This is a genomic window from Frigoribacterium sp. 2355 (assembly GCF_054060695.1).
Map to the genome: position 1 here is coordinate 21178 of NZ_JBSSDL010000012.1, position 23158 is coordinate 44335.

Annotated in this window: 20 protein-coding genes and 2 tRNA genes; 5 read left to right on the forward strand and 17 right to left on the reverse strand. The window is 71.8% G+C overall.

The features are described 5' to 3' along the window. Positions 1–5 precede the first annotated feature (5 nt). On the forward strand, positions 6–1040 hold the full coding sequence (locus ACVJ1F_RS12880) for an enoyl-CoA hydratase/isomerase family protein (protein WP_456886671.1): 1035 nt from the start codon (positions 6–8) through the stop codon (positions 1038–1040). A gap of 114 nt (positions 1041–1154) precedes the next feature. Here ACVJ1F_RS12880 and ACVJ1F_RS12885 read toward each other — a convergent pair whose 3' ends face one another. The 15 genes from ACVJ1F_RS12885 to ACVJ1F_RS12955 form a co-directional block, all read right to left on the reverse strand. Then, positions 1155–2207 carry a Gfo/Idh/MocA family oxidoreductase gene (locus tag ACVJ1F_RS12885; protein ID WP_456886673.1) on the reverse strand — a complete coding sequence of 351 codons (1053 nt, stop codon included), beginning with the start codon at positions 2205–2207 and terminating at the stop codon, positions 1155–1157. Further along, positions 2204–3697: an NAD-dependent succinate-semialdehyde dehydrogenase gene (locus ACVJ1F_RS12890; RefSeq protein WP_402751887.1), complete on the reverse strand. Its 1494-nt coding sequence runs from the start codon at positions 3695–3697 to the stop codon at positions 2204–2206. The genes ACVJ1F_RS12885 and ACVJ1F_RS12890 overlap by 4 nt, the downstream gene beginning before the upstream one ends. Beyond that, positions 3694–4302, reverse strand: a complete 609-nt coding sequence (locus ACVJ1F_RS12895) for an isochorismatase family protein (protein WP_456886675.1) — start codon at positions 4300–4302, stop codon at positions 3694–3696. Before ACVJ1F_RS12895 ends, ACVJ1F_RS12890 begins: the two co-directional genes overlap by 4 nt. Positions 4303–4340: 38 nt before the next feature. Further along, the gene (dacB, locus tag ACVJ1F_RS12900) at positions 4341–5870 is read right to left on the reverse strand and encodes a D-alanyl-D-alanine carboxypeptidase/D-alanyl-D-alanine endopeptidase (protein WP_456886677.1); all 1530 of its coding nucleotides are present in this window, start codon (positions 5868–5870) and stop codon (positions 4341–4343) included. Positions 5871–5901: 31 nt separating this feature from the next. Further along, the gene (locus ACVJ1F_RS12905; RefSeq protein ID WP_456886679.1) at positions 5902–6885 is read right to left on the reverse strand and encodes a Gfo/Idh/MocA family protein; all 984 of its coding nucleotides are present in this window, start codon (positions 6883–6885) and stop codon (positions 5902–5904) included. Between the two features lie 68 nt (positions 6886–6953). Further along, on the reverse strand, positions 6954–7682 hold the full coding sequence (locus ACVJ1F_RS12910) for a hypothetical protein (RefSeq protein ID WP_456886681.1): 729 nt from the start codon (positions 7680–7682) through the stop codon (positions 6954–6956). A gap of 197 nt (positions 7683–7879) precedes the next feature. After that, positions 7880–7955 (reverse strand) — tRNA-Thr (locus tag ACVJ1F_RS12915). Positions 7956–8012: 57 nt separating this feature from the next. Continuing rightward, positions 8013–8675: a TetR/AcrR family transcriptional regulator gene (locus ACVJ1F_RS12920; RefSeq protein WP_055971509.1), complete on the reverse strand. Its 663-nt coding sequence runs from the start codon at positions 8673–8675 to the stop codon at positions 8013–8015. A 97-nt stretch (positions 8676–8772) separates the two neighbouring features. Next, entirely contained in the window at positions 8773–9921 is a 1149-nt protein-coding gene (locus tag ACVJ1F_RS12925) for a DNA polymerase III subunit delta' (RefSeq protein WP_200413110.1), read from the reverse strand. Between the two features lie 40 nt (positions 9922–9961). Then, positions 9962–12883: a type I DNA topoisomerase gene (topA, locus tag ACVJ1F_RS12930; RefSeq protein ID WP_456886682.1), complete on the reverse strand. Its 2922-nt coding sequence runs from the start codon at positions 12881–12883 to the stop codon at positions 9962–9964. 159 nt (positions 12884–13042) lie between these two features. Beyond that, complete coding sequence (locus ACVJ1F_RS12935; RefSeq protein WP_123570478.1) at positions 13043–13423, reverse strand: Rv3654c family TadE-like protein; 381 nt, start codon at positions 13421–13423, stop codon at positions 13043–13045. Next, complete coding sequence (locus ACVJ1F_RS12940; protein WP_277959182.1) at positions 13420–13794, reverse strand: TadE family type IV pilus minor pilin; 375 nt, start codon at positions 13792–13794, stop codon at positions 13420–13422. The genes ACVJ1F_RS12935 and ACVJ1F_RS12940 overlap by 4 nt, the downstream gene beginning before the upstream one ends. 5 nt (positions 13795–13799) lie before the next feature. Further along, positions 13800–14078, reverse strand: a complete 279-nt coding sequence (locus ACVJ1F_RS12945; protein ID WP_456886685.1) for a DUF4244 domain-containing protein — start codon at positions 14076–14078, stop codon at positions 13800–13802. Between the two features lie 102 nt (positions 14079–14180). Further along, positions 14181–15233: a type II secretion system F family protein gene (locus tag ACVJ1F_RS12950; RefSeq protein WP_456886686.1), complete on the reverse strand. Its 1053-nt coding sequence runs from the start codon at positions 15231–15233 to the stop codon at positions 14181–14183. Then, positions 15230–16312 (reverse strand): TadA family conjugal transfer-associated ATPase, encoded by a 1083-nt coding sequence (locus ACVJ1F_RS12955; RefSeq protein WP_456886688.1) that lies wholly within the window; start codon positions 16310–16312, stop codon positions 15230–15232. The genes ACVJ1F_RS12950 and ACVJ1F_RS12955 overlap by 4 nt, the downstream gene beginning before the upstream one ends. Before the next feature lie 369 nt (positions 16313–16681). Between ACVJ1F_RS12955 and acs the strand changes: the two genes are divergently transcribed. Further along, positions 16682–18634 carry an acetate--CoA ligase gene (gene acs / locus ACVJ1F_RS12960; protein WP_456886690.1) on the forward strand — a complete coding sequence of 651 codons (1953 nt, stop codon included), beginning with the start codon at positions 16682–16684 and terminating at the stop codon, positions 18632–18634. Between the two features lie 69 nt (positions 18635–18703). Here the strand turns inward: acs and ACVJ1F_RS12965 are convergent, their stop codons facing one another. Beyond that, positions 18704–19174, reverse strand: a complete 471-nt coding sequence (locus tag ACVJ1F_RS12965) for a RidA family protein (protein WP_456886692.1) — start codon at positions 19172–19174, stop codon at positions 18704–18706. Beyond that, positions 19174–19332, reverse strand: coding sequence for a hypothetical protein (locus ACVJ1F_RS12970; protein WP_167599048.1), 159 nt, complete (start codon positions 19330–19332; stop codon positions 19174–19176). The genes ACVJ1F_RS12965 and ACVJ1F_RS12970 overlap by 1 nt, the downstream gene beginning before the upstream one ends. Positions 19333–19382: 50 nt before the next feature. On the opposite strand from ACVJ1F_RS12970, the gene ACVJ1F_RS12975 reads away from it, so the two are divergent. The 3 genes from ACVJ1F_RS12975 (at position 19383) to ACVJ1F_RS12985 (ending at position 23061) form a co-directional block, all read left to right on the forward strand. Continuing rightward, positions 19383–21941 (forward strand): transglycosylase domain-containing protein, encoded by a 2559-nt coding sequence (locus ACVJ1F_RS12975; RefSeq protein ID WP_456886695.1) that lies wholly within the window; start codon positions 19383–19385, stop codon positions 21939–21941. Between the two features lie 44 nt (positions 21942–21985). After that, the gene (locus ACVJ1F_RS12980; RefSeq protein ID WP_123570827.1) at positions 21986–22906 is read left to right on the forward strand and encodes a metallophosphoesterase; all 921 of its coding nucleotides are present in this window, start codon (positions 21986–21988) and stop codon (positions 22904–22906) included. Positions 22907–22984: 78 nt separating this feature from the next. Further along, positions 22985–23061, forward strand: a tRNA-Pro gene (locus tag ACVJ1F_RS12985). Positions 23062–23158: the final 97 nt, after the last annotated feature.

Sequence of the window (23158 nt, forward strand, 5' to 3'; positions counted from 1 at the left end):
GCCCGATGAGCGATGTCGCCCCCGCGGTCCTGACCCACGTCGAGCGCGGGGTCGGTGTCGTCACCCTCAACCGCCCGGAGAAGATCAACGCGGTGACGCTCGAGATGCTCGGGCTCGTCGAGCAGGCGCTCGACGCCTGGGAGGACGATTCGCGGGTCTCGTCGGTGCTGGTGCGGGGCGCCGGGCCACGGGGGTTCTGTGCCGGGGGCGACATCGCGTGGATCCACGCCGCCGCCACGACGGACCCCCGGCGCAGCGTCGAGATGTGGCGGCGCGAGTACCGTGGCACGCTGCGTCTGTCGCGCTGGTCGAAGCCGATCGTGTCGCTGCTCGACGGCATCGCGATGGGTGCCGGCATCGGACTCGGCGGTCACGTCACGCTCCGCATCGTCACCGAACGCAGCTCGGTGGGCATGCCGGAGACCCGCATCGGGCTGACACCCGACGCGGGCGGGAGCTTCTTGCTGTCGCGAGCCCCGGGCGAGCTCGGCACCCACCTCGCCCTGACGGGCCGCGCGATGACGGCTGCCGATGCCCTGCACACGGGCTTCGCCGACCTGTTCGTCCCGTCCTCCGAGCTGACTCGAGTCCTGCCGGCACTGGCCGAGGGCGGCCCCGACGCCGTGCGGGCGCTGGGCACGACGGCGGGGCCGTCCGAGCTCGCGGATGCCGCCGGGTGGATCGATCGCGCCTACCGCGGCGACGACGCCGGGACGATCGTGTCCCGCCTGCACGAGCTCGCCGAGGAAGGTCTCGCCGACGCCGGAGCCGTGGTCGACGACCTCGTGGCGGCATCGCCCACGTCGGTGGTCCTGACCCTCGAAGCCCAGAGGCGGGCGGCCCGTCTGCCCGACCTCGAGGCCGTGCTGGGTCAGGAACTCGGCATCGTCACCTCGCTCGCCGCGTCACCGGATCTCGTCGAGGGCATCCGGGCTCGCGTGATCGACAAGGACCGCCGGCCCCGGTGGTCACCGTCGACCATCGCCGAGGTCGACGTCGAGGCGACGCTCGCAACGGTCGACTGGTCCACGCGGCTCTGACCGGGGACGAGCGGTGACCGCCGCCCCGCTCGCCGCCGAGCGGCTGCTCGCGGTTCGCCGCCTTCCGCTCGCCGCTTTCCGCTCGCCGCTGGCCGTTCGCCTCTCGCTGTCAGCTCAGAGGCGGACCACGCGTCCCTCCCCCGCGGAACGGCGGGCGGCCTCGATGACCTCGAGTGCCCTGACCGCGTCCCAGGGGTCGACCGGGAGGTCGCCGTCGCCTCGGAGCGCCCGGGCCAGTCGGGAGTAGAACTCGGGATAGCGCCCCGGATCGGTCGACTCGTCGCGACGCGTGCCGCCCGTGACGACGACACCACGACGATCGCCCGCGTCGACCCCGTAGGTGGGATCGACCGGCGGCAGTCCGGACGACAGCTGGGCCTCTTGCGGGTCGAGGCCGTGCACCTCGTACGCGCCGGCCGACCCCAGCACCCGGAACCTCGGCCCGGGGAGGGCTGCGACGTGGCTCATCGTCAGCCGCGACCGTCGACCCCCGTCGTGCTCGAGCGACAGATGCACGTCGTCGTCGGCCGAGCCGGTGAGGCGGCGGGTCGCGATCTCGGCATGGACGGACCGGACCGGCCCCAGGAGGCGCATGACCTGGTCGACGAGGTGCGGGCCCAGGTCGAACAGGATGCCGCCACCATCGGCGGGTGTGGCCCGACGTTTCCAGCCGACGCGGTTCTCGAGCTTCCACGGCTCGAAATGCGACTCGACCGTGTGCACGTCGCCCAGCTCACCCGACCCCGCGAGACGCGTCGCCGTCAGGAAGTCGCCGTCCCACCGCCGGTTCTGGTAGACCGTCAGCGGCCGCCCCAGCGACTCGGCGAGCCCGACGAGCCCGCGGGCGTCGTCGGCCGAGGTCGCCAGCGGCTTGTCGACCACCACGGCGGCCCCGGCTCGCAGGGCACGCACCGCGGTCTCGACGTGGGTGTCGTTCGGGGTGGCCACGACGACCAGGTCGAGTTCACGACGCCAGAGCTCGTCGACGTCTGCGATGACCGCGGCACCGGGATGCGCCGCGACGGCCTGCCCCGCACGGTCGGGGTCGCGCGTGACGACGGCATCGACCTGCCAGGCCGGGTCCGCCGCCAGGAGCGCGCCGTGGAACACCCGTCCTGCGAGCCCGTAGCCCACGATGCCGACGCGCAGCGGCTCGACGGCGCTCATGCGGCGGCGAACGGGTCGGGGGTGAGCACGTAGACCGTCTCGAGGTACTCGTGGATGCCCTCGGCACCGCCCTCGCGGCCGAGGCCCGACGACTTGACGCCGCCGAACGGGGCCGAGGCGTTCGACACCACGCCGACGTTCAGCCCGAGCATGCCGGTCTGCAGCCGTTCGGCCAGCCGCTGCCCTCTGGCGAGGTCCCGCGTGAAGGCGTAGGCGACGAGCCCGAACTCGGTGTCGTTCGCGAGGCGGACCCCCTCGGCCTCGTCCCGGAACGTCGAGACGGCCAGGACGGGGCCGAAGATCTCGGTCGTCAGGATCTCGCTGCCAGGGGCGACGCCCGACACGACGGTCGGCTCGAAGAACGTTCCCGGACCGTCGACGGGGTGGCCGCCGGTCTCGACCACCGCGCCGTGGGCGACGGCGTCGCGGACCAGGCGGTCGGCCTTGTCGACGGCCCGGTCGTCGATCAACGGGCCCACGGAGACCCCGTCGTCGGTCCCCGCGCCCACCCGGAGTCCTCGCACGCGCTCGACCACCCGGGCGGTGAACTCGTCGGCGACCGACTCGTGCACGATGAACCGGTTGGCGGCCGTGCAGGCCTGGCCCACGTTGCGGAACTTCGCCTGCATCGCGCCCTCGACCGCGGCGTCGAGGTCGGCGTCGTCGAAGACGACGAAGGGCGCGTTGCCCCCGAGTTCCATCGAGGTGCGCAACACCTGCTGGGAGGCCTGCGTCAGCAGCGTCGACCCCACCGGCGTCGACCCCGTGAAGCTGAGCTTCCGGAGGCGCGGGTCACGGATCAGGGGCTCGCACACGTCGTTCGCCGACAGGGTCGTCACGACGTTCACCACCCCGTCGGGAACACCCGCCTCGGCGAGCAGGGCGGCGAAGGCGAGCGTGGTGAGCGGGGTCAGCTCGGCCGGCTTGACGACCACCGTGCAGCCGGCGGCGAGGGCGGGCGCGATCTTGCGGGTCGCCATGGCGAGGGGGAAGTTCCAGGGGGTGATCAGCAGGCATGGGCCCACCGGGCGGTGCAGCACCGTCGTCCGGCCGGTGCCCTCGGGGTTGGTGCCGTAGCGACCCGAGACGCGCACGGCCTCTTCGGAGAACCAGCGGAGGAACTCGCCGCCGTAGGTGACCTCGCCGAGCGACTCGTCCAGCGGCTTGCCCATCTCGAGCGTCATCAGGAGGGCGAAGTCGTCGCGCCGCTGCATCAGCAGGTCGAAGGCGCGACGCAACACCTCGCTGCGGTGGCGGGGGGACGTGGCCGCCCAGTCCTCTTGCGCGGCGACCGCGGCGTCGAGGGCCCGCAGGCCGTCGGCGGGAGTGGCGTCGGCCACCGCGACCAGGACCTCGCCCGTGGCCGGGTCGACGACGTCGATCGTCTCGCCGGAGGACGACGGGCCCCACGAGCCCCCCACGAAGAGGCCGGTGGGCACGGCCTCGACCACGCGACGACGCTCGGCGGCCGTCACGACCGGGCGGCTCACGCCGGGACCCCGGTCGAGCCGTCGACGACGTCGGACGACGGGACCGTGCGCACGCCGGCCGCGCGCAGCTCGGCCAGGGCGGCCTCGCTCGGAGCCGGGGCCACACCCGCCACGAGGTCGGTCAGCACCGTGACCCCGAGCCCGGCGGTGACCGCGTCGAGGGCCGAGGCCCGGACGCAGTGGTCGGTCGCCAGACCGACGACGTCGACCTCGACGACCCCCGTCGCGGCGAGGACGTCGGCGAACGGTCGCCCGTCGGGGACGAACCCGTCGAAGAGCGAATAGGCCGGTCGACCGTCGCCCTTGAGCACGTGGACGTCGACGAACGCGGTGTCGAGGTCGGGATGGTAGTCGGCACCGGTCGACCCCTGCACGCAGTGGACCGGCCACGAGTCGACGAAGTCGGGCTCGGGGCTGAAGTGGCCGCCGTTGTCGCCGTCGGCCGCGTGCCAGTCGCGGCTGGCGACGACGAGGTCGTACCGGTCGCGATGGGCGCGGAGGTGGTCGGTGACCGCCTGCGCGACGTGGGCGCCGCCGGTGACCCCGAGCGCGCCTCCTTCGGTGAAGTCGTTCTGGACGTCGATGACGAAGAGTGCTCTGGTCATGCCACCATTCTCGCGCGCCGCACCGACAGCGGCACGCCTCAGCCGTTGGCCAGGTTGTCGCCGCAGTTGTAGACGGCCGTCGTCAGGGTGTCGAGGGCGGCCCGCGCGTCGTCCTGCACGGAGCCGATCGCGTAGAAGGCGAAGGTGAGCTTCGTGCCGTCCGCCGCGTCCACCGTGCCGGCCAGGGTGTAGGCCGTGTCGATCCAGCCGGTCTTGGCGTGCACGGCACCACGGGCCACGGCGTTCGCGCCCGTGAACCGGGAGGCGAGCGTGCCCGTCTTGCCCGACACCGGCAGCGCGTCGTAGACGACGCCGAGGCCGTGCTCGCGGTTCAGGACCTGGATCATCAGGCGCGCGACGAAGGTCGAGGGCACGGCGTCGTTCTCGCTCAGGCCGGACCCGTCGATGATCGTGAGCGAGGACGTGTCGAGACCATAGGTCGACGAGAGCACGGACTGGTAGAGGGCGGTGAGCGACGCGGCCGACCCGTCGGCACCGGACGCCTTCGACGAGACGCGAGCGAGCATCTCGGCGAGGGTGTTGTCGGAGGTCGGCAGCAGCTGCGAGATCAGGCGGCTGACCGGCTGAGACGACACCTGGGCGATCACGGTGCCGCTCGTGGCGGCGCCCTGGGTCATGGTGGCGGATTCGGCGCCGACGACGCCCGCGGCGACGAGCGCGGAGCGGAAGGCGTCGCCGGCACGGGCGACGGGGTCGGTGCTGCGCGGACTCGTCTGGGCCGCAGGGTTCGCCCGGTCGCCGTCGACCATGAGCGCGGTGACCTCGGAGTGGTACCCGATGGTCTGCTCGGTGCGCTTCCAGGACGGGTCCCACTTGTCGGAGGGGTTCCAGAAGGTGGCGTCGAGCGTGATCTGCGTGAGGGGCTGCTCGCCGAGCGACGCCTTCACCTGGGTCGCGAGGTCGGCCACCGTGGGGGCCCCGGCGTACACGCTCGAGCCGGTGGCGCTGAGCGTGGCGTCACCGCCGCCGACCAGGGACACGGCGCCCGTCCCGGCGTCGCCGGTCACCCGGGTGGTGAGACGCGCGTCGGGCCCGAGGACCGACAGGGCGACCGCGCTCGTCAGGGTCTTCAACACGCTGCCCGTGCGGGCCGGGGTCGAGCCGTTGCGGTCGAAGAGGACCTCGCCCGTGGCGGCGTTGACCACGCTGCCCTCGAACTGGGCGAGACGGGCGTCCGACGCAGCCCCGGTGACCGAGCAGGTCCGGAGGCGCGTGGCACCCGGGATGTCGGCGGGAACCGACCGGGCGGGGTCGACCGAGGGGGTCGGGGTCGGGGTGACCGTGACCGCCGGCTCGGGGCTCGACGCGGTGGCCCGTGCCGTCCCGGCGTCGGGCGCGGTGGCGGCCCCGGCGGCCACGGCGCCGCCGCCGAGCAACGCGAAGGCGAGGACGCCCGCCGTCACGACGACCCCTCGCGGACGCGAGGAGACCCAACGCCGCACCGAGGCGCCCGGCCCCGCGGACCGGACCGCGTCGCCGGAGCCGACGCCGTCGCCCCCCGTGGTCGACTCGGGACGGTCGTGACGTGGCTCACCCTGATCGCTCATCGAGGACATCATACGGAGCCTCGTGCCCACGTCATCCCTCGGAGGGGTACCGCACGCCGATCTGTCGGCGGACCTCGTCCATGGTGCGCATGACGCCGACGACGCCTGCGGCTGTCAGCAGCGGACTCTCTCGCTCGCCCGCCGCCACGACCCGTTCGAGTTCGAGCGCCTGGTGGTGCATGCCCCTCAGCCCGCTCTCGTCGGCCTCGTAGCGTTCGACCACGGCGTCGTCCTGATCCCGCACCGTGAAGCCTCCGGGCGCGTAGAACGTGTCGTCGACGTCGATGCGACCGGCGGTGCCGAGCAGCGTCGCGGTGTTGCGGCCCGAGGTATCGAGGGCGGCGTACAGCTGGGCCGTCGCACCCGACTCGTGACCGAGCTGGATCGCGACGCGGGCGTCCACGCCCTGGTCGCTCAGCGTGGCGGCTGCCGAGACCGTCGAGGGCGCCCCGAGCAGGTCGTCCGCGAACGACACCGGGTACACCCCGAGGTCGAGCAGGGCCCCGCCGCCGAGGGCCGGGTCGTTGATGCGGTGGTGGGGATCGGTGGGCAGTGACTGGACGTGCACGGCCGTCAGGAGGCGCACCTCGCCGATGACCCCGGAGCGCACGACCTCGCGCAGTCGCGCGCTCTGCGGCGTGTACCGCGTCCACATCGCCTCGAGGACGACCACGCCGGCCTCGCGAGCGGCCGCGTGGACCCGCTCGGCCTCGATGGCGTTCACGGTGAAGGCCTTCTCGACGAGGACGTGCTTGCCGGCAGCGATGGCCAGCAGGGCGTTCTCGGCGTGGAACGGGTGCGGGGTGGCGACGTAGACCACGTCGACCTCGGGGTCGGCGACCAGGTCGTCGTAGCTGCCGTGAGCCCCCGGGACCCCGGCACGGTCGGCGAACTCGCGTGCCTTGGCCAGGTCTCGCGACCCGACGGCGGAGACGGTCGACCCCGCCCCCTGCAGGTCGGACGTGAAGGTGGCGGCGATGCCGCCGGCGCCGAGGATTCCCCATCGAAGTGTCATGCGGACTGTCTACCAGTCACCGCCGACGGGGAGGCCCGCGAGGGTCGAGGCGCCGTCCCGCGGTTCGTTCAGCAGGCGTACCAGCGACTGGCCGAACGGACGAAGTCCGGGCTGTCGTCCGGTGCTCCCCCGTGCACGGCGGCGAACCCGACACAGGCGTGCGCGAGGTCTCCGCGGAAGTCCGGTCGGTAGACGGCGTCGCGGTGCGGGGCCGAGGCCCACCACTTGGCGGCGGCGACGTCGCCCGTGGTCGACGTGCCGCCCGCGAGGTTGCCGTCGCAGCCGACCGGGGGCACCCCGTCGCTGCGGACCACCTCGCCCTTGTGCCCCCAAGCGCTCAACGGATCGGGGCTCGGGTCGCCGGCGACCCAGAAGAGGTACTGCTCGAGGCACGCGTCGTACCGCACGTTCGCGGCCGGCAGCAGCCCGAGGCACGCCGCCTGTCGCCGCTCGTCGTACGCCGTCCGGAACGCGTCGAGGTCGGCGGCGGTCGTGCCCGTGGCGCCGCTCGCCGCGTCGGGGGCACCCGTCGCGCCGCTCCCGGCATCGGCGCCGGGCTGCGCGGGCGAGGGGACGGAGGCGCCGGTGGCGTCGTCGACGCACCCCGCGCCTCCTGCGTCCTCGGCCGTGGGGCCCGCCTCGGGTCCGGCGTCGCCGCTCGCGAGGACCACCGTCGTCGGTCCGTCGGCCACGCCGGCCGTCGCGAGAGCCGAGGAGTCGCCTCCGGCCCAGACGACCAGGAGGATGCCCGCCAGGACGGCGGCGAGCAGCGCGGTGCAGATCACTCGGAGGGGCATGCGGGCCACCTCCTTCCGGGATCAGGTGGTCGTCGCAGATCGACCGTAGGGCGACGGGACGACGCCCGGGGGCCGTTCGGGGTACAAGTCGACGACGCCCTCACCACTATTGGGGGCGGAGGGACCGGGACCGGGGCCTCGAGACGGCACGCCCTCGGACGAGAACAGCCCCGGGTCGTGGTGACCCGGGGCTGTGGTGGAGCCGCTTATCAGAATCGAACTGATGACCTTCTCATTACGAGTGAGACGCTCTACCGACTGAGCTAAAGCGGCGGGGCCGACCTCGGCCGGTTGCCCGTGCCTCGCGGCACGATTAGATACTGTACAGGATCAGCGGACCTCACGCGTCACGAGGCGACCGAGCTCGACGAAGCTGGCCTCCATGCGGGCGCGCAGGCTGTACCGCATGTCGCTGAGGTGGTCCACGTCGTCGTCGTCGATCCACTCGGCCCAGGCATGGCGGAGGGTGGCGATGCTGACGAGCGACACCAGGTGCGCGCGGCTGAGCAACGAGGCGTCGACGGCGTCGTCCGCCACCCCCTCGTCGGCCGCCATGCGTTGCGCGACGACGGTCGTCAGTCGCTCCTCGAAGACGCGCGTCGACGCGATGCGACGGGCCAGCAGGTCGGGGTGCGCCCGCAGCACCCGTCGGCGCAGGACGACCAGCTCGCGATCGACCGTGGCCGACTCGACGGCGTGCGTCAGCAGCTGGATCAGGCTCGACAGCACGGGCTCGTCGCGTTGGGCCACGAACCGCTCGAGGTCTCGACCGTCCGGCAGCGCGGGCGGATCACCGACGACGGCTTCTTCCTTGGAGGGGAAGTAGTTGAAGAAGGTCCGCGGCGAGACGTCGGCCCGGCGGCTGACCATGTCGACCGTCACCGCGTCGAGCCCGTGTTCGACGATGAGGTCGAGGACGGCGACCTGGATCGCTCGTCGGGTGGCCAGACGTTTGCGCTCGCGCAGACCAGGGGCGGCGTTCGGGTCGCTCATCAGGCCATCATCGCTCATGCCGCCGGGGAAAGGGGTGGACGCCCCCCGCCGATCCGGCGCTCGCGCCGGTGCCGCCGGGCCGGTGTCGCCGTGGCGGTCAGCGGGTGGCGTGACGACTGACGACCACCAGCATGGCTTCGAGCGCCATGGCCGGCGACACGTTGGCCTCGATGCGGCGGCGGGCCAGGGCGATCGCGTCGAGGACGGCCAGGGTCGCGGCCGGGGTGGAAGCGGTCGCCGCGGCGTCGAGCTGTGCCCGGATGGCCTCGTTGATGGGCTGCTCGTCGACGCCCAGCTGCAGCAGCAGGACGTCGCGGTACAGCGAGAGGAGGTCGACCATGATGCGATCGATCCCGTCGCGGAGGCTCCGGGTCGCGCGGCGTTTCTGGTCGTCCTCGAGGGCGCGCAGCTGGCTCCGCAACGCCGGAGGCACGGTGCCGCCGGGCTCGACGCCCAGGGAGCGCAGCGCGCTCGCCCGTTCTTCGGCGTCACGCTCTTCCGTGATCGCCTTGGCGTCGTCGCCCGCCACCGCGAGCAGGGTCGCCGCCGCGATGACGGCGTCCGAGACGCTGCGGATGCCCAGGGCGGTCTCGAGGGTCTGACGACGTCGCGACCTCGCCGAGGAGTCGAGCGCCAGGCGCCGCGCCATGCCGATGTGGCTCTGGGCCTCCCGGGCCGCCACGAGGGCGATCTCCGACTCCACCCCGTCGCGGTCCTCGAGGAGCGCGGCGACGTCGGCCACGGCGGGCATGCGGAGGCGCACGCTGCGGACGCGGGAGCGGATCGTCGGGATGAGGTCGGCCTCACTCGGGGCGCACAGCAGCCAGACCGTCCGGGGTGGCGGCTCTTCGAGCGCCTTGAGCAGGAGGTTCGAGGTGCGCTCGGTCATGCGGTCGGCGTCCTCGATGACGACCACCCGGTAGCGACCCACCGACGGCGAGAACTGGCTCGCCGCGACCAGGGACCGGACCTCGTCGATCGTGATGATGATGCGTTCCGTGCTGAGGACCGCGAGGTCGGGATGCGACCTCGCGGCGACCTGCCGGAGGGTCGCCTCCTCGTCGGCCGGCTCTCGTGAGAGCAACGCGGCCGCGAAGGCGTAGGCGAGGTTGGAGCGACCCGAGCCGGGCGGGCCGGTGATGAGCCACGAATGGGTCATCGAGGCGTTGCCGGGCTGGGTGGAAGCCGCCGCTGTCAACGCCTCGATGGCGTCGGGCTGACCCGTGAGGTGTTCCCAGAGGGGCATGGTCAGCGTGCGCCCTCGACTCGAGGGCCTACCCCGCCAGTCACTCGGCCGCCGGGGCCTTCGGGGCCGGCGTCTTCGCAGCCGGCGCCTTCTTCGCCGCGGTGGTCGTCTTGGCGGTGGCCGTCTTCGCGGTGGTGGCCTTCTTGGCCGGCGCCTTGGCCGTGGCGGCCTTCTTGGCGGGTGCCTTCTTGGCCGGAGCCTTCTTGGCGGCCGCCTTGGGTTTGGCCGGACCCTTGGCCCGCTTGTCGGCGAGCAGCTGGACGGCGCGGTCGAAGTCGACCTCTTCCACCGTCTCGCCCCGCGGGATGGTCGCGTTCGTCTCGCCGTCGGTGACGTACGGGCCGAACCGGCCGTCCTTCACCTTGATGGGCTTGCCGCTCACCGGATCGGCCTCGAACTCCTTCAGGGAGCTGCTGGCCTTGCGGGCACCGTACTTCGGCTGGGCGTAGAGCTCGAGCGCCCCGGGCAGGTCGATCTCGAAGATCTGGTCCTCGCTGGTCAACGACCGGGTGTCGGTGCCCTTCTTGAGGTAGGGGCCGTAGCGCCCGTTCTGCGCCTGGATCTCGTCGCCGCTCTCGGGGTCGGTGCCGACGGTCCGGGGCAGGTCGAGCAGCCGCAGCGCCGTGTCGAGGTCGACCGTGTCGACGCCCATGCTCTTGAAGAGCGACGCCGTGCGTTCTTTCGGAGCGGCGGCCTTCTTGGCGGGGGCCTTCTTCGCCGGAGCCTTCTTCGCCCCGGTCGTGGTCGCGGCGGCGGACGACGACTCGGTCACCTCGCCCGTCGCCGGGTCGGCCGTGATCTCGTCGGTCGCCGACTCGGGGGCCCGCTCGGTCACGTACGGGCCGAAGCGGCCGTCCTTCGCGATGACCTCCTTGCCCGTCTCGGGGTTCAGACCCAGCACGCGGTCGCCGACGACGGGAGCGTCGATGAGCTCGCGGGCCTTCTCGGCCGTCAACTCGTCGGGGGCGAGGTCCTCGGGAACGTTGACCCGACGGGGCGTCTCGGGGTCGTCGCCCGGCGCCTCGAGGTAGGGGCCGTAGCGACCGATGCGCAGGGTCACGCCGTCGGCGAGCACGATGGAGTTGATGTCGCGCGCGTCGATCTCGCCCAGGTTGTCGATGACCTTGCGGAGACCACGGTGCGACTCGTTGCCGAAGTAGAAGCCGTTCAACCAGTCCACGCGGTCGGCGTCACCACCGGCGATGAGGTCGAGGTCGTCCTCCATGCTGGCCGTGAAGTCGTACTCGACCAGGTCGGCGAAGTAGTCCTCGAGCAGACGGACCACCGAGAAGGCGATCCAGTTCGGGACGAGGGCCGTTCCGCGAGGGGTGACGTAGCCACGGTCGACGATGGTCGACATGATGGCGGCGTAGGTCGAGGGGCGTCCGATGCCGAGCTCTTCCAGGGTCTTGACGAGGCTCGCCTCGGTGTAGCGCGGCGGTGCCGACGTGTCGTGGCCCTTCGCCTCGACCTCGTCGAGGCCGAGCGCCTGACCGGCGGTCAGCGGGGGCAGCTTGGCCTCGGCCGGCTCGGCTGCTCCGTGACGGTCCTCGTCACGCCCCTCTTCGTAGGCGTTGAGGAACCCGCGGAAGGTGATCACCGTGCCGGACGCGGCGAACTCGGCGAGCGTCCCGGCGGCGGCGCGAGGCGCGATGCCCTCGACGAGTCCCGAGGTCGTCGCCGAGACGACGACCGAGGCGGTCGAGCCCTTGGCGTCCGCCATCTGCGAGGCGACCGTGCGCTTCCAGATGAGGTCGTAGAGCTTCCAGTCGTTGCCCCGCAGGACGTTCTGCATCTCGGACGGCGTCTTGAAGGTGTCGCCCGACGGACGGATGGCCTCGTGCGCCTCCTGGGCGTTCTTGCTCTTGCCTGTGTACAGCCGGGGCTTGTCGGGGACGGTGTCGGACCCGTAGAGCTTGGCCGCCTGGCTGCGCGCCGCACCGATCGCCTGCTGCGACAGCGCCGGCGAGTCGGTGCGCATGTAGGTGATGTGGCCGTTCTCGTAGAGCGACTGCGCGACGCTCATGGTCTGTCGGGCCGAGAAGCGCAGCTTGCGCGCTGCCTCCTGTTGGAGGGTCGACGTCGTGAAGGGAGCCGCCGGTCGGCGGGTGTAGGGCTTCGAGTCCACCGAGCCGACGACGATCTCGACGTCCGACGAACCCAGCGCCTCGGCGAGCGCCCGCGACGCCGCCTCGTCGAGCGCGACGGCATCGTTCTTCAAGCGGCCCCGGTCGTCGAAGTCGCGCCCCGCGGCCACGCGTCCTCCGTTGACGCGGACGAGGCGTGACCCGAAGGCGACCTTCGACTCCCCCTCGGCCGCGACGGGCTCGAAGGTCGCGGTGAGGTCCCAGTAGGAGGCGGAGACGAAGGCGAGGCGTTCACGCTCGCGGTCGACGACGAGACGGGTCGCCGCCGACTGCACGCGCCCGGCCGAGAGACCGGGGCCGACCTTGCGCCACAGCACGGGCGAGACCTCGTAGCCGTAGAGGCGGTCGAGGATGCGACGGGTCTCTTGCGCATCGACCAGGGCGGTGTCGAGGTCGCGGGTGTTCTCCTGCGCCTTCTGGATGGCGTCCTTCGTGATCTCGTGGAACACCATGCGCTTGACCGGCACCTTGGGCTTGAGCTCTTGCAGGAGGTGCCACGCGATGGCCTCGCCCTCGCGGTCCTCGTCTGTCGCGAGGTAGAGCTCGTCGGCGTTCTTCAGCGCGCGCTTGAGGTCGGAGACCGTCTTCTTCTTGGCGTCGGAGACGACGTAATAGGGCTCGAAGCCGTTCTCGACGTCGACGGAGAACTTGCCCATCGACCCCTTCTTCAGCTCGGCCGGGAGGTTCTTGGGCTCGACGAGGTCGCGGATGTGACCGACGGAGGCCAGCACCTCGTATCCGTCGCCGAGGTACTGCCCGATCGTCTTGGCCTTGGCGGGCGACTCGACGATGACCAGTTTCTTCGTGCCTGGCACGGGACTCCTTGGGTGGTGGTGCGGCGACCCGGTCCGACGGACCGGGCGAGGGGCTGCAGGGCGAGGACGGGGTGCTCGATCGCTCCCACCGACCCCGAGGAACGTCGGGAGCCGTGCAGCCGACAGCCACACCATACACACCCGACGCCCGGGCCCCCTTCACGGGCCGCCGCCCCGGGACGGGGCCGTCGCGGGCGGCGGACCGGCGGTCGCCCGGGCCCCGACGTCGAGGGGACCGAAGGTCGTCGAGACCTCCACCGTGACCTCCGCACCCGCGACGACGCAGGCCGAGAGAGAGACGCCGTTCGCCTCGGCGGTCGCGGCGGCGCGGTCGCAGGCGGCACCGACGACGGCCCCCGACAGGGCGTCGGCTGCGGCGAGCGCCGACGCGTCGGCCGCCCCGGCCGTGCGCGAGCGGACCGCGAGGGCCGAGTGCGATCCGACGAGAGCGACGGCGAGGACGGTGATCGTCACGAGCCCGCCGGCCGCCAGCACGCTCGAGCTGCCGCGGTCGCTCCCGAGGAGCTGGCGGACGGTCATCCCCCGGCCCGCGGTGCGCAGCTGCGGGAGGCCAACGCGACCTCGCCGACGAGACCGAGCCGTACCTGCCGGCGGAGGTCGACGCAGACGAGGTCGGCGGTGACGGACTCGGACACCGCCGCGCCCGGCGCGAGCCGGGCGAGGGTCGAGCCCACCGAACCACGGTCGCCCCGGGCGGTCTGCCGGGCGACCACGGCGGCGGCGTCGGCGAGGCGGACCGACTGCGAGGTCACGCCCAGGCTCGCCGCGACGAACGAGACGACCAGGATCAGGGCGGGCATCGTCATCGCGAACTCGACCGTCGCGCTTCCCCTCTCGTCGTCCACTCGACGGAGGAGACGGACGAGGCGCGCACGGACCCCGGTCGTCACGGCGATCACCCGACCGACAGGGCGGACCGGACCAGGTCGGAGAGGATGCTCCGGACCTCGTCCGACCTCATGATCGTGACGAGCAGGCCGGCGAAGCCCACCGCGGCCATGATCACGATGGCGTACTCGGCCGTGGCGGCACCGTCGTCGGCCCGGGCGACGCGACGCGCGACCGAGGCGAGGCGGCCGAACGGGGCGAGGCGGCCGGCCGGGGAGGCACGGCGAGTTGGGGACGGAGGGCCTGACGTGGGGACGGCGGGCGACGTGGTCTCGGCAACGGTCATGATGTTCCTCTCGTGGGTGTCGGCACCTCATCGGTGTCGTTCCGAGCCTGGCGGCATTCCGCGGACGGCCTGCAGACGTCGCACCGTGCTGGGGACGACCGATCACCAGGAACCCGCTGTGGACGACACGAGCGAGACGACCAGCGGCACGACCCCGATGACCAGGAACGCCGGCAGGATGCACACGCCGAGCGGCAGCATCAGGGTGACGCCGAGGCGGCCCGCGGCGGCCTGGGCGGCCGTCCGGGCCTCCAGCCGCAGCTCGCGGGCCTCGGACCGCAGGAGCAACCCCGCCGGTGCCCCCGCACGACGGGACAGGTCGAGGACCGCCTCGCACCGACGCCGCTCGACCCGGTCGGCGGACTCGCCGACCGGGCCCGCGCCTCCTGGTGGCTCGGTGACCGCGGCCTCGATCCCGCACGAGACGATCGCCTCGTCGACGGTGGCGAGGCCCGCCGACCACGAGGCTCCCCCCGACAACGCCACGGCGAGGAGTTCGGGGCGCAGGCCCGGCACCCTCGACGACGGGAGGGCGCCGCGCACGAGTCGGGCGTTCCACCGACGGGCGACCATCACGAGTCCGCCGGCGACGCCGACGCACGCCCATCCGATCGGGGTGCCGACGAGTACCGCACCGGTGTCGAAGCCCAGCCCCAGGGAGAAGAGGAGACCCACCGGCGGGAGGGCGAGGACCACGTTCGCGGTCGCCCGTGGCCCGCTCAGGGCGACCTGGACGTCACGGCGCGCCTCGTCGGCCGCCCTGAGGGCCGACACGAGGGAGTGGAGGCAATCGGCCAACGGGGCCCCACTCGTCTCGGCCACGCGCCAGGCGCAGGCGACCTGCCTCCAGGTGCGGTCGTGCCCGTCGGGGTCCTGGGCGCCCTCGAAGGGTCGGGTGTCGAGCCGGGACACGAGGCTCGTCGACACCGCGACGCCGTCGCCGCCGTCGAGCGCGACCGCCTCGGCGAGCCGTCGGATCGCGCCCGGGGGTTCGACCGCGCCGACGTGGCCCCAGGCCCTCGCGGGCGCGACCCCTGCACCGATGAGGACGGCGAGGCGTTCGACCAGGACGGCGGCCGGCGTGAGTCGTGACCGCCGCGTCCTCCGGTGCCCGGGGCCCGGACCCCCGGGACGACGGCCCGGACCACCGGTCACCCCCGTGACCCCGTCCGCGCGACCAGGCGCCCCTCGGGCGTCACCGCGAGATGGCCGATCTCGGCGAGCCTCCGACGACCGTCGCGTCGCTCGAGGTGGAACACGGCGTCGATCGCGCTGACGGCCTGCCGGGCGAGTGCGTCCACCCCGAGCCCGGCGAGTGCTCCGAGCGCCTCGAGTCGTGAGGGGACGTCGTCCAGACCGTTGGCGTGGACCGTGCCCGCGCCTCCGTCGTGCCCGGTGTTCAGGGCCGAGAGCAGGTCGCGGATCTCCGGCCCGCGGACCTCGCCCACGACGAGACGGTCGGGTCGCATCCGCAGCGCCTCGCGGACGAGACGGGACAGGTCGACTCCACCCGCTCCCTCGAGATTGGGCTGCCGCGTCTCGAGCGCCACGACGTGTGGATGGCGTGGCCGCAACTCGGCGACGTCCTCGATGGTGACGATGCGGTCGGAGACGGGAGCCTCGGACAACAGTGCGGCGAGGAACGTGGTCTTGCCGGCCCCGCCCGACCCGCTGACCAGGACGTTGGCACGGCGCTCCACGCAGCCGGTCACCGCCTCGAGGGCCCCCGCGGGGAAGAACCCCCGACGATCGAGGTCGAGGAGCGACATCGACTCGACCCGGGGCACCCGGATCGAGATCGCCGTCCCCGCGACCGCCAGCGGAGGCAGGACGACGTGGACCCGGAGACCGTCGCCCAGGCGCACGTCGACGCACGGACTCGACTCGTCGACGTGGCGTCCCCCGAGCGAGACCAGGCGCACCGCGACCTGCCGAGCCGAGGCCTCGGAGAGATGGACGCTCGTCTCGGGCTCGGCCCCGTCGCCGCGATCGACCCAGACGCCCACGCCGCCGGTCACGAAGACGTCGGTGACGGCCGGATCGTCGAGGAGGCGCCCCAGGGGCCCGAATGCGGAACGCTCGGGTCGCGCGAGGCGCCCTTGTACCCCGAATCGAGCGTCTGTACCCCGGTCCATGCCGAGGGCCGGAACAGGAGGCAGGGTGAAGCGGGACGGAGGGTGACGGAGGGTGAGGGACGGGTGACCGGCGGTGTCGAGCTGAGGCGCGGAGGACATGGTCCCGACCGTAGGGAGCGCCCGGTCGGCACAGACAGATCGGTAGAGCACCGTGGGGACGGATCGTCGATGAACGCCCTTGGGGACGAGCCGTCCATCCACCCGGGCGACCGCCGGGTTAAAAGAGAGGGGCGGCACCGGTTGGGGGGAACCGGTGCCGCCACGTGCGCCGGGCGATTGGGGGGAATCAGCACGACGCACGTCGGAATTGAATCCGACTCGCCAAGTGTACCCCAGGTCGGCTCCGGAACACCACGTCGTCCGGCCGCCACGCACGCGCGGCCCGCCCTTGCCCGGTGGGACCTCCGGAGTAAGGTCGTCGGCGCGGCTCCGAGCCGCGGTTCACGCAACGACGCGAGAGGACTTGCGATGCTCGACGGCACCGACGACCGATCCACCGAAGGACGCACCTTCCCCCCGCCTGCCGACTTCGCCCGGACGGCCGTCGCCGGCTCGGACCTCGCCGGACGAGCCGCAGCCGACCGCCTCGCCTTCTGGGGCGAGCAGGCCCGCGAGCGGCTCACGTGGGACCGGGTCCCGACCGAGACGCTCGACTGGTCGGACGCGCCCTTCGCCCGGTGGTTCGCCGACGGAACGCTGAACGTCGCCTACAACTGCCTCGATCGTCACGTCGAGGCAGGGCACGGGGATCGCGTCGCGCTGCACTGGGAGGGCGAGCCCGGTGACGCCCGCTCGGTGACCTACGCCGAGCTCACCGACGAGGTCAAGCGCGCGGCGAACCTGCTGCTGTCACTCGGCGTGCAGGCGGGCGACCGCGTCGTCGTCTACCTCCCGCAGATCCCGGAGGCCGTGGTGACCATGCTCGCCGTGGCCCGGATCGGAGCGGTCCACTCGGTCGTCTTCGGCGGCTTCAGCGCCGAGAGCCTGCGCGCGCGCATCGACGACGCCGGTGCTCGCCTGGTCATCACGGCGGACGGAGGCTGGCGCAAGGGAGCGGTCTCCCCGCTCAAGGCCGCCGTGGACGAGGCCCTGGCGGTGGACGGCGACTCGACGGTCGAGCACGTCCTCGTCGTCCGACGAGGCGGCAACGACGTCGACTGGACCGACGGACGCGACGTCTGGTGGCACGACGCGATCGAGACCGTGGACGCCGAACACGTCGCCGAACCGTTCGAGGCCGAGCACCCGCTCTTCATCCTGTACACGAGCGGCACGACCGGGAAGCCCAAGGGCATCCTGCACACCTCCGGGGGCTACCTCACGCAGGTCGCCTACAGCCACTCCGTCGTCTTCGACCTGCACCCCGAGACCGACGTCTACTGGTGCACGGCGGACGTCGGGTGGATCACCGGACACAGCTACGTCGTCTACGGCCCGCTCGCCAACGGTGCGACGCAGGTGCTCTACGAGGGCACCCCCGACTTCCCCGCACCGGGCCGCTGGTGGGACCTCGTCGAGAAGTACGGGGTGACGATCTTCTACACCGCCCCCACGGCCATCCGGGGCTTCATGAAGTCCGGGAGGGAGATCCCGGCGGCCCGCGACCTGACGTCCCTGCGCCTCCTGGGGTCGGTCGGCGAGCCCATCAACCCGGAGGCCTGGCTGTGGTTCCGCGAGGTGATCGGCGCCGGCCGGACGCCCATCGTCGACACGTGGTGGCAGACCGAGACGGGTGCGCAGATGATCTCGGCGCTGCCGGGTGTCACCACCACCAAGCCCGGGTCGGCCCAGACCCCCCTGCCGGGGATCTCGGTCGACGTGGTGGACGACCACGGCACCCCGGTGGCGAACGGCGAGAGCGGCCTCCTGGTCGTGTCCGAGCCGTGGCCGTCGATGCTGCGAGGCATCTGGGGTGACCCGGACCGCTACGTCGAGACGTACTGGAGCCGCTTCGGCGACCGCTACTTCGCCGGCGACGGTGCCCGCCGCGACGAGGACGGCGACATCTGGCTGCTCGGCCGGGTCGACGACGTGATGAACGTCTCGGGTCACCGTCTGTCGACCGCCGAGATCGAGTCGGCCCTCGTGTCGCACCCCATCGTCGCCGAGTCGGCGGTCGTCGGTGCCGCCGACGAGACCACCGGTCAGGCGGTGGTCGCGTTCGTCATCCTGCGGAACAAGGCGAGGACGACGCAGACCCCCGAGGAGGCGGTGGCCACCCTGCGCGCGCACGTCGCCCACCAGATCGGCGCGATCGCGCGACCGCGCACCGTGGTGCTCGTCGACGAGCTGCCGAAGACGCGCTCGGGCAAGATCATGCGTCGCCTGCTGAGGGACGTGGCGGAGGGCCGCGAGGTCGGCGACACGACCACGCTGGCGGACACGTCAGTCATGTCGGTGATCACCGCCGAGATGCGCTGACCCCGGCGTGACGACGGCCCCTCCTCGTCGCGAGGAGGGGCCGTCGTCACGACCGGACGAGGAGGCGCGTCAGCGGACCTCGAGGACGAGTTCGACCTCGACGGGCGAGTCGAGCGGCAGCACGGCGACCCCGACGGCGCTCCGGGCGTGACGCCCGGCCTCGCCGAAGATCTGCCCGAGGAGGTCGGACGCGCCGTTGATCACCCCGGGCTGGCCGGAGAAGTCGGGATCGGAGGCGACGAAACCGGTCAGCTTGACGACGCGGACGACGTCGTCGAGCGAGTCGAGCACCGTCGCCGCGGCGGCCAGGGCGTTCAGCACGCAGGTCGCGGCCAGCACCTGCGCCTCGGCGGGCTCGACCAGCCCGTGACCGTCACCCACCTTGCCCGTGGTCGGCAGCTGACCGTCGACGAACGGCAGCTGCCCCGCGGTGTAGACGAGCGACCCCGTGCGGAGGGCCGGGACGTACGAGCCCGCGGGTGCCGCGACGGGAGGGAGGACGAGACCGAGCTCGGCCAGTCGCTCGTCGACCGTCGTCATCAGGCGTCCTGCCGGGGGCGCTTCAGCCACGCGACGGGACCGCCCTCGGGCCCCTGGGTCACCTGGACGAGTTCCCATCCGTCGGAGCCCCAGTTGTTGAGGATCGCCGTGCTGTTGTGCACCAGCAGGGGCGTCGTCGTGTACTCCCAAAGGACCATTTCGGCTTCCGTTCAGCTTGAAAATCGGCGATGTCGCTTACCCTGATCCTATGTCTGCCCAAAAATCGAAGCCCACGTCCGCCATCGGGGCACTCTTCGGATTCGTCGGCTTCAGCGTCCTGGCCGGCCTCCTGGTGACCATCGGCGTGACGCCGGCCATCGCGGTCGCCGGCATGACGGCCTCGAGTTCGATCGGCGTCTTCGAGTCGATCCCCGAGTACATCGAGATCGGCAAGCTGCAGCAGCGCAACACGCTGTACGCGACCCAGGGCGGGCAGCAGGTCCCCTTCGCGACCCTCTACAGCGAGAACCGCGTCGAACTCTCGTGGGACGAGGTCAGCCCGAACCTCAAGACCGCCGTCGTCGCCGGCGAGGACCGTCGCTTCTACGAGCACGGCGGCGTCGACGTCACCTCCCTCGTGCGCGCGGCCGTGGGCTCCGCGGGCGCCGGCGAGCTGGGTGCCAGCGGTGGTGGCTCGACCCTGACGATGCAGCTCGTCCGCAACATCCGCATCGCGCAGTCGCAGCAGCTGCCGACGGCGGACGAACGCGACGCCGCCTACAAGGAGGCGACCACCACGACCCTCGACCGCAAGCTGGAAGAGATGAAGTTCGCGATCGGGCTCGAGAAGAAGTACAGCAAGGACGACATCCTGCTGGCCTACCTCAACATCGCGTACTTCGGCGACCAGACCTACGGCGTACAGGCCGCCGCCCAGCACTACTACAACAAGAGCGCGGCCGAGCTGACGGTCCCCGAGGCCGCGAGCCTCATCGCGATCGTCCAGTACCCGGACTCGCGCAACATGTCGACGCCCGAGAAATACCCGGCCAACAAGGCGCGTCGCGACGTCATCATCAAGTCGATGCTCGCCGAGAAGGACATCGACCAGGCGACGGCGGACGCCTCGCTGGCCACGCCCGTCGAGAGCTACGTCGTCCTCACGGCGCCGTCACAGGGCTGCGGCGCGGTCACGGTCCCCTCGGCCGCCTACTTCTGCGACTACGTGAAGAAGAGCATCAAGGACCTCGCCGTCCTGGGCTCCACCCCCGAAGAGCGCCAGGCGAACTGGAACACCGGCGGTTACGACGTCTACACGACGCTGAACCTCGACCTCAACGAGAACGCCAAGGCGCAGGTCGACAAGTACGCTCCCGCCAGTGAGGCCAACTTCCAACTGGGCAGCGTGGTCGACAGCGTCGAGGCCGGCACCGGCCGGGTCGTCGTGATGGCGCAGAACACCACGTTCTCCGAGACGTCGAGCCCCGACCGTACGCTCACCTCGGTCAACTACAGCACCGACCGGGACTACGGCGGATCGATCGGCTTCCAGCCCGGTTCGACCTACAAGCCCTTCACCCTCATCGACTGGCTCGAGCAGGGGCACGGCATCTACGAGAGCGTCAACGCCAAGCCACGGACGTTCAACATGACCATCGACGGCAGCCGGGGCAACAAGTACACCCCCAAGAACGACGCGGGCGAGCAGCCCGGCCAGATGAGCGTCGCGGACGCGACGGCCAAGTCGATGAACACGGCCTACGCGGCCATGGCCGAGAAGCTCGACATCGCCGACATCAACGGCGTCGCGAAGAAGCTCGGCGTTCACCGTGCCGACGGGGGCGAGATGCACGACTTCGCGTCGTCGATCCTCGGCACCGCCGACGAGATCGCGCCGCTGACCATGGCGACCGCGTACGCCGGGATCGCCGCGGGCGGCGTCTACTGCTCGCCGATCATCGTGGACAACATCAAGGACGACAAGGGTGTCGACCTCGGCGGCCAGCCGCAGTCGTGCAGCCAGGTCGTCGACCCCCAGGTCGCCGCGGCCGCCGCGGTGGCCATGCAGGGCCTCTGGCGGAACGGCACCGGCGTCGGCGGCCTCCCGGCCGACGGCTACCCCGAGATCGGCAAGACCGGCACCACCGACCTCAAGGACCAGATCTGGATCATCGGCGCGACGTCGAAGATCGCCACGGCCGTGTGGCAGGGCGTCGCGGACGGCCCCAAGAAGAGCCTCCGCAGCTACAACTCCCCCAACCTGGCCGGGTCGAGGAGCTACGCGACCGAGCGCGTGCAGTACTTCAAGGCCGTCCAGAGCGTGAACAACACCGTGTACCCGGGAGGCGCCTTCGGTGAGGCTTCGGGCGCCGTGCTCCGCGGCTCGGGCGTCGCCGTGCCCGACATGGCCGGCACGACCCCGTCGGCGGCCCAGGCGCTGCTGAGGGGCGTCTCCCTGGCCTACGCGGACGGTGGCACCCAGCCGTCGGCCCTGCCCGCCGGGCAGGTCATCGGCTCGGACCCCGCCGTCGGCAGCGTCGTGTCGAAGGGCACGACCGTGAAGGTCTTCACCAGCGACGGCAGCGGCGCGGCCGCGGTCCCGGACGTGACCCGGCAGAAGGTGGGCGACGCGGTCAAGTCGATCGGCGGAGCCGGGTTCGACGCGTCCAAGGTGTCCATCGCGGGGTTCACGCCCGGAGACGGGAAGAACGCCTGCCAGGTCGCCTCGACGAATCCTGCCGCCAACACGTCCGTCGCGAAGGACTCGGCCATCGGGCTGACCGTCTACGGCGACAAGGACGGCAACGACCCGGGCAACTGCGCGTGAGCCCACGGAGCACCGGCGGGCCGAGCGCCCTCCAGACGACGGCCGTGACCGCAGCAGCGGGCGCGGCCGTCGGCCTCGGGGCGCTGGCCTGGGGCGTGTTCGTCGAACGCAACCGGTTCACCGTGCGGCACGAGGTGTTGCCCGTCCTCGAGCCCGGCTCCCGGACGCTGACGATCCTGCACCTGTCCGACCTGCACCTGGCACCCTGGCAGGCCGAGAAGCAGGAATGGATCCGCGGCCTCGCCGTGCTCGAACCCGACCTCATCGTCAACACCGGCGACAACATAGGCCACGAAGACGCCCACACCGCACTCGAGTACGCGCTCGAGCCCTTCCGGGGCGTCCCCGGGGTCTTCGTCAACGGCTCCAACGACTACTACGGACCCTCCCCCAAGAACCCCCTGGCCTACTTCGGCGGACCGAGCAAGGCCCACCGCACGCCCGTCGACCTCGACGTCGACCGGATGCAATCGTTCTTCACCGACCAGCTCGGCTGGCTCGACCTGAACAACAGGGCCCGTGCTCTCGAGATGCGAGGCTCGCGACTCGAACTCTTCGGGGTCAACGACGCCCACCGCGGCTGGGACCGTCTCGACCGCATCCCCGGCGCCCTCGACGACCTCCGCGAGAACGTGGGCTGGCAGGACGACCACGGTGGACCCGAGCCCATCAGCATCGGCGTCACCCACGCGCCGTACCAACGGGTGCTCAACTCGTTCGTCAACAACGGCGCCGACGTCATCTTCGGTGGTCACACCCACGGCGGACAGGTCCAGGTGCCCGGCTACGGTGCCCTCGTCACCAACTGCGACCTGCCGCGCAGCAAGGTCAGCGGTCTGACGACCTGGAGCCATGCCCGCAAGACCGCACACCTCGAGATCTCGGCCGGTCTGGGCACCTCGATCTACGCCCCCGTGCGGTTCTCGTGCCGCCCCGAAGCCGTGATCGTGACCCTGACGGCCTGAGCATCACCGGAGTGACACGAGCAGGCCCGAACATGGGCTATTCTTGTCAGGTTGCTTCACGTGAGAACGCGAAGACATCGGGGTGTGGCGCAGCTTGGTAGCGCGCCTCGTTCGGGACGAGGAGGTCGTGGGTTCGAATCCCGCTACCCCGACCACAACGAATGGCTCCACCTTCGGGTGGAGCCATTTGTTTTTCTGTGCTCGTTGGTTCGCCCTGCGGGCGACACGAATCGGCTCCACCTTCGGGGAGGG